Genomic DNA, 14,225 nt, shown 5'->3' with positions numbered 1-14,225 from the left:
TTCCTGTCGCGGCGCTTTTTTTTCGCGTAATTTTTTTCACATAAATAAGCCTTTATTGCGAATGATTCTCATTTATAATTGACGTCAAGATTCCCCCACCACCAGCCAGCCCATGCCAGCCAGTGTTCGCCTTGAAAGGAGACACCGTGTTGAGCACGTTCCCCATTTGCAATACCCAGCTGGTCGCCAGCGAATTTGCCCGCCTGCGCCGCGAGAAAAAAGCCCGCCACCGTGACATCGCCGAGGAACTGGGCATTGCCGAAGGCGAGCTGATTGCCGCGCACGCCGGCTTGTCGCTGGACGATGGCGCCTTGCTGGGCGCCGAGCGCCTGCAGGCTGACTGGCCCGCCATCATCGCCGCGCTGGAACCGCTGGGCGAAGTCATGGCGTTGACGCGCAACGCCTCGTGCGTGCATGAAAAGACGGGCGTCTATCGAAAAGCCAGCCACAACAACCATGTCGGCCTGGTGCTCGGTGGCGAAATCGACCTACGCGTGTTTTACCGCCAGTGGGCGCATGGCTTTGCCGTACGCGAGGTGAACGAAAAAGGGGGCGAGCACGAAGTGCAGCGCAGCCTGCAATTTTTCGATGCGGCCGGCCATGCCGTGCACAAGATTTTCCTCAAGCCGCAAAGCGACATTGCCGCCTACGACGCGCTGGTGAGGCATTTTGCCGACGCGAACCAGGCGGCCGGCATCGCCGTGACGGCGCCGGTGGCCCCGCCAGCGGAATTGCCCGATGCGCAGATCGATGTGGCCGGTTTTCGCGCCGCCTGGGCCGACTTGCGCGACACGCATGAATTTTTCACCGTGCTGAAAAAATATTCGGTCTCGCGCCTGCAGGGCCTGCGCCTGGCCGAGGTACGCTTCGTGCAGCAGCTCGACAAATCCTGCGTGCTCGACCTGCTCAACAGCGCCGCCCTTGAAAAAGTGTCCATCATGGCCTTCGTCGGCAATGCCGGCATGATCCAGATCCATTCTGGCCCCGTGCACAAGATCGCCGTAATGGGGCCATGGATCAATGTCCTCGACACGCGCTTCAACCTGCATTTGCGCGAAGACCATATCGCCAGCGCCTGGGTGGTCAGAAAGCCCACCGTCGATGGCTTGGTGACGTCCGTGGAACTGTTCGACGCCAGGGGCGACACCATCGTCATGTTCTTCGGCGAACGCAAGCCGGGCGTGCATGAATTGTGCGAATGGCGCCACATCGTCGAGCGCGTGGTGCAGGAGGGCGAACTATGCGCCGCATGATCGCCGCCAGCGTGGCGCGCCGCATCGCGCTGAAAAAAATGGGGGCGGGAGCCCTGGCGCTGGCTGCGCCGATGCAGGTGTTGGCCGCCGTCAGCGAGGCCGGCAAGCCGATGGTCAGGGCGCGGCGCATCGTCAGCGTGGGTGGCGCCCTGACGGAAATCGTCTATGCGCTCGAGGCGCAGGGCGAGCTGGTGGGCGTCGATACCACCTCGCTGTATCCGATCGTGGCGCAACAGCTGCCGCAGGTGGGCTATGCGCGCACCTTGTCGGCCGAGGGCGTGCTGTCGCTGGCGCCCACGCAGCTGATCGCCACCGAGGAAGCGGGGCCGCAAGCGGTGCTGCGCCAGGTGCGCGACGCGGGCGTGCCGGTGGCGGTGCTGAACGCGAATAACAAATTCGAAGGCTTGCTTGAACGCGTGAAACAGGTGGGCCAGATCACGGGCCGGCCCGACCCTGCCGCGCGTCTGGCGGACGTCTTGCAGCAGCAGTGGGACGGCGCCCTGGCCAGGGTGCGCCAGCGCAGCCGATCACCGGTACAATCAGCCGTGCGCGTGCTCTTCATCCTGGCGCATGCGCCGAACCAGGTGATGGTGGGCGGGCGCGAGACGGGTGCCGACGCCATGCTCGCGTATGCGGGCGCCGTCAATGTGATGGGCGGACAGGGTGGAGTTTCCGGTTACAAACCCCTTACGCCGGAAGCCTTGATCGCCGCGCGACCCGATATCGTGCTCGTCACGGACCAGGGCTTGAAAGCCTCGGGCGGAGTGGACGGCATCCTGAAATTGCCAGGCCTGGCGCAGACGCCGGCCGGGCGCAGGCACCGCATCGTCTCGCTTGAAGCCATGCTGCTGCTGGGCTTTGGCCCGCGCATGCCGCAGGCGCTGGCGGAATTGGACGCCGCCTTCGCCAAAGCCATGGCCGCATGAACGTGGCTTCCCTGGTGTCCGTCGCTCCGTGGCGCTGGCCACGCTGGGGCGCCGGCGGGCTGCTGGCCACCGCACTGGCTTGCGCCTTGCTCATCGCCGTGCAGGCGGGCGCCGTGCCCGTGACCCTGGCCGACTGGCTGGCGCCTTGGCAAGCGGGCGACGCGGCGCTGTCCGGCGGCGCGTATGTGCTGTGGCATATCCGTTTGCCGCGCGCCCTGTTCGCCGCCCTGATCGGCGCCGCGCTGGCGCTGGCAGGCGGTCTCACGCAAGGGCTGTTTCGCAATCCGCTGGCCGACCCGGGGCTGCTGGGCGTGAGCAGCGGCGCCGCCTGCGCGGGGGCGGCCACCATCGTCTTCGCCGCCAGCCTGCACGTGGCGCCCGAGCTGCGCGTGTGGCTGCTGCCGGGGGCCGCGTTCGCCGGCGCCATGCTCATTTGCGTGCTGCTCGCCCGCGTCGCCCGCTGGGCCACGCCCGGCTCCATCGTCGGCCTGCTGCTGACGGGCGTGGCGCTGAACGCCATCACGGTGGCCGTCATGGGCTTGTGCATCTACCTGGCCAGCGACGACCAGTTACGCACCCTGACCTTCTGGACCCTCGGTTCGCTGTCGGCAGGCAGTTGGCGCCAGGTGGCGGCTTTGCTGCTGGTGCTGGCCGGCGCGTTGTGGGCCACGCGTTTCCTGATGCGCTCATTGAACGCGCTGGCGCTGGGCGAGGCGCAAGCGTTGCACGTGGGCATCGACGTGGGCCGGCTGCGCACGCAGGTGATCGTGCTGGTGGCCGTGTTGACGGGCTTTGCCGTCGCCTGGTGCGGCGGCATCGGCTTCATCGGCCTGATCGCGCCGCACCTGGTGCGCACCTGGCTGGGGGCCGATCAGCGCCGCGTGCTGCCGCTGGCGATGCTGATGGGCGGCTTGCTGCTGCTGTTGGCCGACACCCTGGCGCGCACGGTCGCCATCCCGGCGGAAGTCCCCGTCGGTATCTTCACGGCCTTGCTGGGCGGACCCTTCTTCCTGATGCTGTTGCGGCGTTTTCGCCACGCCACCGCCTAGAGATGAACATGACACCCTTGCTGGAACTCTCCTTCGCCACCACCAAGTTGGGCCAGCAGTATTTCGGCCCCTTCAACGTGCAGGTGCGTCCGGGCGAACGCATCGCCATGCTTGGCCCCAGCGGCGCGGGCAAGTCGACCCTGCTCAAACTGATGGCGCGCGAACTGCATCCGCAGGCGGGCAAGGTGGTATTTGCCGGCCGGTCGCTGGCGCAGTGGCCGGTGGCCGAACTGGCCCTGCGGCGCGCCGTCCTGCCACAGGCATCGAGCGTGGCCTTCGGACTGCAGTGCGCGCTGGTGATCGGCCTGGGGCGGGTGGCGCGGCTGGTCGACCCGCAACTGGAGCAGATCGTGCAGGAGGCGGCCACCCTGGCGCATGTCGCGCATCTGCTGGGCCGTCGTTTGGACACCCTGTCCGGCGGCGAACAGGCCAGGGTGCAGCTGGCACGCATCTTCGCGCAGATGTGGGACGTACAGGATGGACTGATACTCGTCGACGAACCGCTGGCGGCGCTCGATCCCGGCCTGCAGTTCGATTTGCTCGATAGCCTGCAGCAGTTTTGCGCCGCGCGCGGCCACGCCGTCATCGCCATCCTGCACGACATCAATCACGCCTTGCTGGGCTTCGAGCGGCTGCTGCTGGTGCGCTCCGGCCAGCTGGTCGCCGATATCGCCAGCGATGCCGGCGCCGTGCCCGCGCTGGCCGCGCTGTACGGCATCGCCCTGACGACGGCGACCAACAGCGACGGCGACGTGTGCGTCATCCCTGCCAGAAGCTCGGTCCGCAAGGCAGCCTGACGGACTCACTCACCACACGTCCGCCGCGCGCGGCCGCGCCATCTGGCCGCTGCCCAGCAGCCACACCATCAGGGCCTCGGCTTGTTCACGCGTGGCGGCCACTTCCTGCACGATGCCAAAGGCCTTCATGGCGCCGGCCGCCATCGCCTGCAGGCGCGCGCGCTGTTCCGCGTCCGCCTCGACCGATACCAGGCCCCGGCAAAGGGCGGCCAGCGCTACCTTGTTGTGCTTGAGCCACAGGCCGCGCCGCTTGCGGTCGATGTGGGCTTCATCGCTGCGCTCCTCTTCGAACAGCATGACGAACGGTTCGCCATGGCGCAGCAGGGCGTCCATGTCGTTTTCCCACAGCGGGGCATAGCCGTCGACGGCCGTTTCAGGGCGAAAGCGCACGATGGGAAAGTCGTTGACGTCGTGGATGGAGAAGTGTGCGGGATGCGGTTTCATGGCGTGTTTCCTTGCGATGTGGTTGAAAATGCTTGCCAGCCGCCGCCCAGCGCCTTGTAGACCTGGACCAGCGACAGCGAAGCGGTGGCGCGGCTGTCGACCAGCGCCGCTTCGTTGTTCAATAAAGTGTTTTGCACATGCAGCACGTTGATCAGGTCCGTGCCGCCCTGGCGGTATTGCAGTTCCACGTTGCCCAGCGCCCGCCGTCCCTGTTTGACGGCTTCATCGAGGCTGGCCTGGCGGCGGGCGTTGGCCTGGTAGCCCGAGAGCGCGTCTTCCACCTCGTGCCAGGCGGCTAGCACCGTCTGGCGGTAGGCGATGGCCGCTTCCTGCTGCTGCGCCTCGCGCAATTGCAGATTGCCGCGCAGGCGGCCGCCGTCGAACAGGGGCACGCTGAAGCCGGGGCCGAAGGCAAAGCGTTTGGCGTCCCAGCCGATGTCGGACAGTTGCATCGCCTGCAGGCCGACGCTGCCCGAGAGCGTGATGCGTGGATAAAAATCGCCTTGCGCCACGCCGACGCTGGCCGTGGCCGTGTGCAGCTGCGCTTCGGCGCGGCGGATGTCGGGACGCCGTTCTGCCAGGCTGCTCGGCACGCCCAGTTGCACCTGCATGGCCACGGCCGGAATGTCCTTGCCGACCACCAGTTCCGCCTGCAGGGACTGCGGCGGCAGCGCCAGCAAGAGGGCGAGGGCATTGCCCAGGCGCGCTTCGCGCTGCTGCAGCGGCGGCAGGCGCGCTTCGATGCTGGCCACGTGGGCGGCCGCTTCAGCCTCGTCGAGCTGCGTCGCCGCGCCTTCGCGCAGGCGAATGCGGGTCAGGTCCAGGGTATGGCGGGCGATATCGAGCAGTTGCTGCGTGATGGCCAGCGTTTGCTGCGCGCCGCGCAATTCGATGTAGTCGTGCGCCGTTTCGGCCAGCACTGCCAGCAGCACGCCGCGCTGCGTTTCCAGGGCCACCTCGACCCGCGCGTCAGCGGCTTCCACTTCGCGCCGCACGCGGCCCCACAAGTCCAGCTCCCAGGCCGCATCGAGATTGCCTTGCCACAGGCTGTAGGCCGACTGGCCGTTGTTGCGCGACGGGTCGCTCAAGCCTTGTTCGCTGTTGCGTGCGCGGCTGTAGCCGCCATTTGCGCCCAGGGACGGGCCTTGCGCGGCGCCGGCCACGCCGCGCGCGGCGCGGCTTTGTTGCAGGCGGCTGCTTGCCGCCTGCACGTCGAGGTTGGCGCCGGCGGCGCGCTGCAGCAAGGACGACAGGGTCGCGTCGCCAAAGCTGTCCCACCAGCGCTGCTCGATGGCGCCATCCTGTGCCGCCGCAAAACGGGCATCCTCCGCCTGGCGCCATTGCTGTCCCAGATCGTTGGCCGGGTGCTGGAAATCGCTGCCGACGCTGCCGCAGCCGGCCAGGCCCAGGGCCGTGACGAGTATCAGTGCTTTCATCGCGCGCTCACCTGTTGCAGATGTTGACGGCGCATGGCCGTATCGATGCGCACTTCGGCCGACATGCCCACGCGCAGACGGCTGTCGCCATCCTGGCCCGGATCGAGGGCGATCCTGACGGGGATGCGCTGCACCACCTTGGTGAAGTTGCCGGTGGCGTTTTCCGGCGCAATGGCGGCAAACGTCACGCCCGTGGCCGGCGCGATGCTGTGCACCGTGCCATGCAGGAGCATGCCCGGATAGGCGTCGATGGCGATGCTGGCGCGCTGGCCCTGGCGCACGTGGGTCAGCTGGGTTTCCTGCAGGTTGGCGACGACAAAGCTGCGGTTCAAGGGCACCACGGCCATCAGGCTGGCGCCGGGAGCTACCAGGGCGCCGATGCGCACTGCACGGCGTCCCACGATGCCGTCGATGGGCGCGCGCAGCTGCGTATGTGATAAATCAAGTTCGGCCCGTTGCAGGCTGGCGCTGGCGCGCAGCAAGGCCGCTTCGGCCGCGCCTTGCTGCGCTTGCAAAATTTCCGTCTGCTTGCGGGTGGATACCAGGGCGGCGCGGTTTTGCGCCAGGCGTGCGCGGCTCACGTCGAAGCGCGATTGCGCCTGCTGCGCGTTTTGCACGCTGCCCGCGCCCTGGCCGGCCAAGTGCTGCGAACGGGCCAGTTCCTGCTGCGCCAGTTTGTCTTCCGCCTGGTTGGCGTCGACCAGGGTGGTGGCTTGCTCGATTACCGATTGCTGGCGCTGCAAGGTGGCGCGGGCATAGACCAACTGCGCTTCGGCGCCGGCTACCTCGGCGCGGGCCGAGGCGGCGGCGGTCTGGTAATCTCGGTCGTCGATGCGCGCCAGCAGCTGACCCGCCTTGACAGTCTGGTTGTCTTCCACCAGCACTTCCCGCACGATGCCGCCCACCTTTGGGGAGAGCACGGTGTAGTCGGCGCTGACAAAAGCGTCGTCGGTGGTTTGTTCGTCGCCCCGGGCGAATAGCAGTTGCCAGGCGCAAAAGGCGAGGGCACAGGCCAGCAGGGCCAGGCCGAGAATAAAAGCGCGCGAGCGCAGGATGGGGACAGTCATGGTGAGGCTCTTTCGTAAAAATGAAAACTCAAGAAGTAAGGCTCAAGCAGCGCGCGGCGGATAGACGCGCGTCGGCAAGATGGGGATGATCAGGATCATGGCCAGCGCGATGGCGGCCACGATGAGGTACAGGTCGGACGAGGTCAGGGTGACGACTTGCGCATGCATGCGCGCACTCAGGCCAGGACCCAGGCCCGCCACATCCACGGCGCCAGGCAGGTTGCCCAGGCGTTCAGTGAGCACCGTCGAATGAAAATGGTTGCGGCGTGTGATCAGCGCATCAAGCACGCCGGTGGCGACGACGGCCGACATGCCCTTGATGGTGTTGAACCAGGCCGAGGCGAAAGGACCGTCTTGCGGGGCCAGGCCCGTCGTGGCTAGCAGCAGCAAGGGAATCACGGCCATGGGTTGCGCAAAGATCTGCACCGCTTGCAGCAGGTAGAAGTGCGTACGTATCCAGTCGGGCGACATGCGCGCACCCAGCACGCAGGACAGGGCCAGCAGGGCCAGGCCGATGGCCAGTACCCAGCGGCAGTCGACGGCGCGGATATTGCACAGGGCGGCCACCAGCGGCAGGGCGATCAACTGCGGCAGCGCCACCATCAGCATCACGGGCGCCGTTTGCAGTGGACGGTAAGCGTGCACCTGCGCCAGGTAAGACGAGGGGATCAAGATCACGGCCAGCAGCACGAACAGCACGCCGCCCAGGGTCAGCAGTGCGTGGCTGAGGTTGCGCCGCGACAGCAACTGCAGCTTGAAAAATGGCAGCGGATGCGACCACTCGTTGATGAAAAACAGCACCAGCAGCAGTAAACCGCCGCCCAGCAGCACGCAAATCAGCGGCGAGGCGAACCACGCCAGGCGCTCGCCCTGCAGCATGCCGACCACCAGCATGCTGATGGCGGGCAGGCCAAGCAGCAGGCCGCGCCAGTCGAACTGGCGCAAGCGCTCCAGGCGCAGCGGGTCTTGCGGCAAGCCCCAGGACACCATCAGCAGGGCGATGATGCTGCCCGGGACGACTTGCCAGAACGCCCATTGCCAGCCCAGGTACTCGGTCCAGAAGGCGGCCAGCGGCGTGCCCAGGCTAGGGCCGAAAGTGGCGCTCAGCGCATAGCCTCCCAGGCCATACAGCTTGATATTCGGCGGCAGGAAGCGCAGCGCCACTGTCATCAACATGGGCGGCAGGGCGCCGCCGGCCGCGCCCTGCACCACGCGCAGTATGATCAGCACGGAGAGATTCGGCGCGAACGGGCATAGCACGCCGGCGGCCATACAGACGATGATGGCGGCGGCCGTCAGCCGGCGCAGCGAGAAGGTGACGGAGCACCATGGCGCAAACGCCATGGCCGATACCGAGGCGGCCGCATACAGGGCCACGAGCCAGCTGGCATCATCGCGCGCGATACCCATGGCGCCGCGGATATCGGCCAGCGCGACCTTGGTGATGTTTTCATTCAGGCCAGACACCAGCACGGCCAGCAGAACGCCGGCCAGGCCCGTGGCCAGGCGCGGGCCGAAGATGGCGGGTGCAGGTGGCGTGGCCGGTGGTGGGGAAGGGGGCGGCACCGTCGTCGGGACGGCGCCGGGTAGCATTACAGCAGACACAGGGAACTCCGTGGATGAGAATCAGTCCACGCAGTATAGGTAGCCGTTAATCTTGTGAAAATTGATCATTGATGAAGTCTGACTTGCGTCAGACGCAATGATGATTGGTGGCGAACCTTATGGGCCTGACCCCGTGCACAGCTCCTTGATCATGCGGCGCAGCCAGCGGTGCGCATGGTCGTGGTCGAGGCGCGGGTGCCAGGCCTGGAACACGTCGACGCTGTCGACGGGGATGGGCAGCTGGAAGGTGCGCAGCTTCAAGCCCAAGCGCTCGACGATGGGCAGCAGGGGTGTGGGCATCAGCGGCAGCAGCAGGCGCGAATCGGCCACGGCGAAAATGGCCGACTGAAAATTGGGCGTGATCAGCGACACCCTGCGCGTGTAGCCCCGCTCGGCCAGGGCCGTATCGAACGGGCCGCGCGCCAGGCCGCGCCGCGAGACGCTGATATGTTCGTATTCGGTAAAGCTGTCGAGGTTGATGGGGCTGTCGAAGATCGGGTGGTCGCTGCGGGCGATGCCGACAAAGCCGCTGGAAAACAGATGCTGCAGCTTGATGTCGGGCGCAAAGGCGCGCCGCGCGCTGATGTACAGGTCGATGCGACCTGACTGCAGGGCGTCGTTTTCTGTGGCGCCATCGCCTTCGGGCACGAAGCGCAGCACCGTGTTCGGCGCATGGCTGGCCAGCAGGTCGCGCAGTTTGCCGCCGTAGGCACCGACAAACACGTCGTTGGCGCACAGGCTGAAGGTGCGTTGCAGCGTGCGCAGGTCGATTTCTCGGCCGGAAGTGAAGACAGCGTGCGCCTGCTCCACCACGCCGCGCACTTGCTCGCGCAATTCCAGCGCGCGCGGGGTGGGCATCAAGCCGCGCCCGGAGCGCACGAAAACGGGGTCGCCGATGGCGTCTCGAATGCGCGCCAGGGTGCGGCTCATGGCTGGTGCGCTCAAGTTCATGCGCCGCGCGGCAGCCACGGCGCTGCCTTCCTCGAGCAGGATGTCGAGGGCGACGAGCAGGTTCAGGTCAGGAAGTTTCATGCGGCGATTATAGCCCGTGGGCCAACGCCAGCGCTGCGCCGGCAGGACGCCGGCGCAGAGGGAGATGCTATTGCGCGATTACTCGGCTGCCGGCTCGGCGCCGCAGCATTTCTTGAACTTCTTGCCGCTGCCGCAAGGGCAGTCGTCGTTGCGGCCCACTTTCGGTTCTTCGCGCTTCATGGTTTGCACGGGAGCCTTGCGGCGCGGTACCCAGAAACGGTGGATGGCCGGCAGGTTTGCTTCCAGTTCCTGCGCCAGCTTGTGCGCCTTGACCGGGTCTTCCACCAGTTTCAGTTCTTCTTCCTTGATTTCGTCGGCGCCCAGCAGGTAGATCGGCTGCATCAGCTCGGCCACTTCGGAATCCCAGATTTCACTCCACGAGCCAGGACGCAGTTCCATGCCGTCCCAGAAGCCCCAGCACCAGGCTTCGGCGTCGATCAGGGTCTGGCCTTCGTAGTCGTGCTCGACGAACAGGGCTTCGAATTCCTTCGGCGCCACTTCAAACGTCACCAGCACTTCGTTCATGAAGCGCATGATCAGGTTGACGATACGCTCTTCTTCCTTGCTGTTCTTGAATTTCGGCGCATCTTCCGCATCTTCGCCCCAGACGCGCGGCAACCACTCGGCCGGCATGATCGGTTCCGGGCCGATGGCGACGGCCGTCAGATAGCCGTGCAGCATATCCATGGTCATCGCGTCCTCGGAGCAGCGCTCCGACAACAGGAATTGGTCTAATTCGTCGAATTCTTTTTCTGATAATGGCTGTTCGAGTTGCATGGCTTGCTCTTTGATTAAGTGTAAGGCATCAGTATACGCTTTGCTGCAGCTTGCCGCCGAAGTGTTTGCACCGGCGGCGCGCGCGCGCCTTACAATGTCGCTTATGCACAATGAAAACCAGCCGCACGAGGACGACCGGCCCGTCCATCCCTTTTCCGCCCTGAGCCCCGATTGCGTACTCGACGCCCTCGATAGCGTGGGGCTGCGCGGCGATGGCCGCCTGCTGGCGCTCAACAGCTATGAAAACCGCGTCTACCAGGTGGGCATCGAAGACAGCGCGCCCCTGGTGGCCAAGTTTTACCGCCCCGAGCGCTGGAGCGACGCCGCTATCCTGGAAGAACACGCATTCGTGTCCGAGCTGGTCGAGCGCGAAATCCAGGTCGTGCCGGCGCTGGAGATCAATGGCCGCACCTTGCACCAGTACCAGGGCTTCCGCTTTGCCGTCTTCCCCCGCCACGGTGGACGCGCGCCCGAGCTGGACGACCCGGCGACGCTGGAATGGACAGGGCGCTTCATCGGCCGTATCCACGCCGTCGGCGCGCTGTCCACGTACAAGGAACGCCCGGCGCTCGATCACCAGACGTTTGGCGTCGAGCCGCGCGAATTCTTGCTGGAGGGTAATTTCCTGCCGCCCGAACTGCTGGCCGCCTATTCCAGCGTGGCGCAGCAGGCGCTCGATGGCGTCAAGCGCTGCTATGACCGCGCGGGCGACGTGGCCGTGCTGCGCACGCATGGCGACTGCCATGGCGGCAACGTGCTGTGGACGGATGCCGGCCCCCATTTCGTCGATTTTGACGATAGCCGCATGGGCCCGGCCATCCAGGACCTGTGGATGATGCTGTCGGGCGAGCGGGGCGACATGGTGCGCCAGATGAGCGACATCCTGGCCGGCTACGAGGATTTTTGCGATTTCGACCCGCGCCAGCTGTACCTGGTCGAAGCGTTGCGCACCCTGCGCCTGATCCATTATTCGGCCTGGCTGGCGCGCCGCTGGGACGACCCCGCCTTCCCCGTCGCCTTCCCGTGGTTTAACACGCAGCGCTATTGGCAGGACCGTATCCTGGAGTTGCGCGAGCAGGTGGCCTTGATGGATGAGGCGCCATTGTGGCCTGTTTGACCTGAACCCCCGAAAAGCGTGGTAAAAGTCGCTCTTCTTGCCGCGCTGATTTGTGCATGCCTGTTCGATAATGGTGCCAATAAATTCCTATAAGCAATGGAATTCACCCGAATAAGCGAGAAATCATGCAAGCACAGCAAAATCAGCGCCAGGCCGTTTCCCTCACCGTCGCGTATTCCGCCGACGACGAGTTCGACCAGGACAGCATGGTCTCGCTGCATGATTTCAAGGACCTGGAGCGCAAGGCCGAGGCGCCGGCGCCGGTTCTTGCCACCCTTGCCACCCCTGCCACTCCTGCCGCTTCTTCCATCGCTATGCCCGAGCCGCAAGCCGAGGTGGCAGTTGAAGCCGACAGCAAGGCGCCGGCTGCCGAACGCCAGAAAATGGAATTGAAAGCGATCCACGAAGCGATAGCCCGCGTGGAAGCGGAAGCGAAGGCTACCTGCGCCGCCGAAAGCCGCGCGCTGGCCGAGGCGCGCGTGCGCTCGCTGGCCGAGGACCGCGCCGCCATCGACGCGGCCGCCGCTGCCGCCGCACAGCAGAATGCGCAGGCGGCTGAAGAAGCGATTGCCGCCAACCGCGAACGTCTCGATACCATGCGCGCCGCCGCGCAAGCCAGCGTGGCCCGGCTCGAAGCGGTCAAGCAGGAGACGGCCGAACTGCGTGCCCGCGTGGAGTCCGACAATGCCATCCGTCTGGCCGCCGAACAGCGTTCGCGCGCCGAACAGGAAAGCCGCTTGCGCGCCAGCGAGCAGGTGGCCGTGCAGTCGGAGCTGGCCGAGCAGGCCGCCCGCGCCGCCGAGGAATTGCAAGTGCAGACGGAGCAGGCGCGCCTGCAAGCCGTCGAGCGCGTCGCCGCCGTGCAGGCGGCCAAGGAAGAAATGGTGGGCATCGCCTCGGCCGACGCGCGCGTCGCCGTGCTGGCGCGTGAACGCGAGCGTCATGCGCACGGTGCGCGCCAGACGGCGCAGATGCTGGCCGAAGCGGAAAGCGAAGCGCTGGACTTGACGGTGCAGCGCGAGCGCGCCGACCAGATCGCGCTGGAATCGGCTTTCAACCGCGCCGCCGCCGAAGTGCGCGCGCTGGAAGAAGCGCGCGCGCTGGCGCACCTGGAACAGGAACGTGAAGCCATCGCGCTGGCGCAGGCGGAATCGGAGCGCCATGCCGCGCAATCCCTGCGTTTGCGCCTGCAAACGGAAAAGGAATTGCGCGACGCGGCCATTCACCGCGAGCGCCTGGAAATGGTCGCGGTCGCCAGCGCGCAGGCGCGCCGCGATGCCGACGTGCGCATCCTGGCCGCCACCGAGGCGCGCATCGAGGTGGACCGCCAGTTGCGTGCCGTGGCGCTGGCCCGCGTGGCCGCCGAACAGGATGCGGAAATCTCCGCTCACGCCAAGCTGGAGGCGGAAACGGCAGCCCTCGAAGAAACCAAGGCCCGCGAAGCGGCCGAGCAGGCCGCCGCCGTGGCAGCCGTCCGCGAACTGGAAGAGCAGCAGCGCGCCGCTAGCCTGGCGCACGAACGCGCCGATCTGGCGCGCCAGGCGTCGGAACTGGCCGCCAGCCAGAATGACGCCGAGCAGGCTGCGGTCGATGCCGGCAAGGCTACATTGGCTGTGCAAGAACAGGCATCGCAACTGGCACAGGAAAAAGCGCAGCAGGCGCAGCACCTGCTGCAAGCCGAGCAGGGGCGCATGGCCGCCGAACAAGCCGCCCTCGTCGCCTTGAAAGAGAAACTGAAAGCGGAAGCGCTGGCGTTCAACACGGCGCAGGAACGCATCGCCGCCGAAGGCGCGCAAGCCGAACTGCTGCGCCGCCAGCACGCCGCCGAACAGGCTTTGCGGGAAGCGGCGCAAAAAGAAGCGGACGCCATCCGTATCCTGATGGACCAGGCGCTGGTTGAAGGCGAGCAGAAAGCCGCTGCCGCGCAAGCCGTGCAGGCGCAGGCGCGCCTGGCCGTGGAACTAGGGCAAGTGCATAGCGAGCGCGCCCGCGTGGAAGAAGAAAAAGCCCTGGCAGCCGATGCGCTGCTGGCATCTGAGCGCGATTTTATCGCTGCCGAACGCGAGTCGCTGGCCTTGATCGCGCAAAAACTGGTGCAGCAGCGCCAGACCAGCGGTGCCGAAGAACGCGCCTCGCAAGCCATCGCCGGCCGCCTGGAAGCGGAAAAGCAGGCGACGGCAGCCGCTGAAACGCGCGCCACCCTGGAACAGCAAGCGCTCGACGCCATGCTCCAGCGCGAACAACTGGAACGGGCCGCGCAGCAGGCTGCCAGCGAGAAGCTCGCCGCGCAGCAAGCCTTGCTGGCCAGTGCCCAGGCCCACGCAGCCCTGCAGCGCAAGGCGGCTGAAACCACGCGCGCGATGGCGGTCGCCAAGCAGCAGTTGTTGGAACTGGACACGGCCCGCGCGCAGCAGCAAGAGCGCGAATTGGCGGCCCTGCGCGCCAGCCTGGAACAACCGCAAACCGTCTTTTCCAGCTCGCTGACCGCCGCCCGCGCGAAAGCCGAACAAGTCAGCTCGGCCAGCCTGACGCGCGAAGTGATCGAGCGCTTGACGCAGCCTAACGAGGCCGGCGCCGTCTGGCGTTCGCGCTAGGCAGGATACCGAACCAAACCTACTGCGCGGCGCACTTTGCGCCCGGCGATGCTCACCGTACTAGAGTACGGTTGCGCTTCTCGGCCACAAATCACTGCCGCTCGCTACGGTTTTGTTCGGTATCGTTA

12 protein-coding genes are annotated in these 14,225 nt (G+C 66.3%); 6 read left to right on the top strand and 6 right to left on the bottom strand.

Annotated features, from left to right (window positions below; genetic code table 11):
* Positions 1 to 149: 149 nt before the first annotated feature.
* The 4 genes from ACP7DE_RS26130 to ACP7DE_RS26115 are packed head-to-tail and all read left to right on the top strand — an operon-like array spanning position 150 to position 4,025.
* Positions 150 to 1,253 carry a hemin-degrading factor gene (locus tag ACP7DE_RS26130; RefSeq protein WP_426074850.1) on the top strand — a complete coding sequence of 368 codons (1,104 nt, stop codon included), beginning with the start codon at positions 150 to 152 and terminating at the stop codon, positions 1,251 to 1,253.
* Positions 1,241 to 2,179 (top strand): heme/hemin ABC transporter substrate-binding protein, encoded by a 939-nt coding sequence (locus tag ACP7DE_RS26125; RefSeq protein WP_426074825.1) that lies wholly within the window; start codon positions 1,241 to 1,243, stop codon positions 2,177 to 2,179. Before ACP7DE_RS26130 ends, ACP7DE_RS26125 begins: the two co-directional genes overlap by 13 nt.
* On the top strand, positions 2,176 to 3,228 hold the full coding sequence (locus tag ACP7DE_RS26120) for a FecCD family ABC transporter permease (protein WP_426074824.1): 1,053 nt from the start codon (positions 2,176 to 2,178) through the stop codon (positions 3,226 to 3,228). The genes ACP7DE_RS26125 and ACP7DE_RS26120 overlap by 4 nt, the downstream gene beginning before the upstream one ends.
* 8 nt (positions 3,229 to 3,236) lie before the next feature.
* Positions 3,237 to 4,025, top strand: a complete 789-nt coding sequence (locus ACP7DE_RS26115) for an ATP-binding cassette domain-containing protein (protein WP_426074822.1) — start codon at positions 3,237 to 3,239, stop codon at positions 4,023 to 4,025.
* Positions 4,026 to 4,034: 9 nt separating this feature from the next.
* On the opposite strand, the gene ACP7DE_RS26110 is transcribed toward ACP7DE_RS26115, so the two are convergent.
* The 6 genes from ACP7DE_RS26110 to ACP7DE_RS26085 all read right to left on the bottom strand — a co-directional run bounded on the left by ACP7DE_RS26110 (position 4,035) and on the right by ACP7DE_RS26085 (position 10,386).
* Entirely contained in the window at positions 4,035 to 4,469 is a 435-nt protein-coding gene (locus ACP7DE_RS26110; protein WP_426074821.1) for a hypothetical protein, read from the bottom strand.
* Positions 4,466 to 5,905: an efflux transporter outer membrane subunit gene (locus ACP7DE_RS26105; RefSeq protein WP_426074820.1), complete on the bottom strand. Its 1,440-nt coding sequence runs from the start codon at positions 5,903 to 5,905 to the stop codon at positions 4,466 to 4,468. Before ACP7DE_RS26105 ends, ACP7DE_RS26110 begins: the two co-directional genes overlap by 4 nt.
* The gene (locus ACP7DE_RS26100) at positions 5,902 to 6,972 is read right to left on the bottom strand and encodes an HlyD family secretion protein (RefSeq protein ID WP_426074819.1); all 1,071 of its coding nucleotides are present in this window, start codon (positions 6,970 to 6,972) and stop codon (positions 5,902 to 5,904) included. Before ACP7DE_RS26100 ends, ACP7DE_RS26105 begins: the two co-directional genes overlap by 4 nt.
* Before the next feature lie 42 nt (positions 6,973 to 7,014).
* Complete coding sequence (locus ACP7DE_RS26095) at positions 7,015 to 8,577, bottom strand: MFS transporter (RefSeq protein WP_426074818.1); 1,563 nt, start codon at positions 8,575 to 8,577, stop codon at positions 7,015 to 7,017.
* Positions 8,578 to 8,694: 117 nt separating this feature from the next.
* Positions 8,695 to 9,609: a LysR family transcriptional regulator gene (locus ACP7DE_RS26090; RefSeq protein WP_426074817.1), complete on the bottom strand. Its 915-nt coding sequence runs from the start codon at positions 9,607 to 9,609 to the stop codon at positions 8,695 to 8,697.
* 78 nt (positions 9,610 to 9,687) lie between these two features.
* Positions 9,688 to 10,386 (bottom strand): UPF0149 family protein, encoded by a 699-nt coding sequence (locus tag ACP7DE_RS26085; protein ID WP_071078834.1) that lies wholly within the window; start codon positions 10,384 to 10,386, stop codon positions 9,688 to 9,690.
* A gap of 103 nt (positions 10,387 to 10,489) precedes the next feature.
* Between ACP7DE_RS26085 and ACP7DE_RS26080 the strand changes: the two genes are divergently transcribed.
* Both ACP7DE_RS26080 and ACP7DE_RS26075 read left to right on the top strand, forming a co-directional pair.
* Positions 10,490 to 11,503: a serine/threonine protein kinase gene (locus ACP7DE_RS26080; protein ID WP_426074816.1), complete on the top strand. Its 1,014-nt coding sequence runs from the start codon at positions 10,490 to 10,492 to the stop codon at positions 11,501 to 11,503.
* A 125-nt stretch (positions 11,504 to 11,628) separates the two neighbouring features.
* Positions 11,629 to 14,097: a hypothetical protein gene (locus ACP7DE_RS26075; protein ID WP_426074815.1), complete on the top strand. Its 2,469-nt coding sequence runs from the start codon at positions 11,629 to 11,631 to the stop codon at positions 14,095 to 14,097.
* Positions 14,098 to 14,225 lie beyond the last annotated feature (128 nt).

The organism is Janthinobacterium sp. DSP2-3-3 (assembly GCF_049897325.1).
Lineage (GTDB): Bacteria > Pseudomonadota > Gammaproteobacteria > Burkholderiales > Burkholderiaceae_D > Janthinobacterium.
Note: the sequence above shows the minus strand (reverse complement) of the source record. Positions and strands in the feature narration are given on the sequence as shown.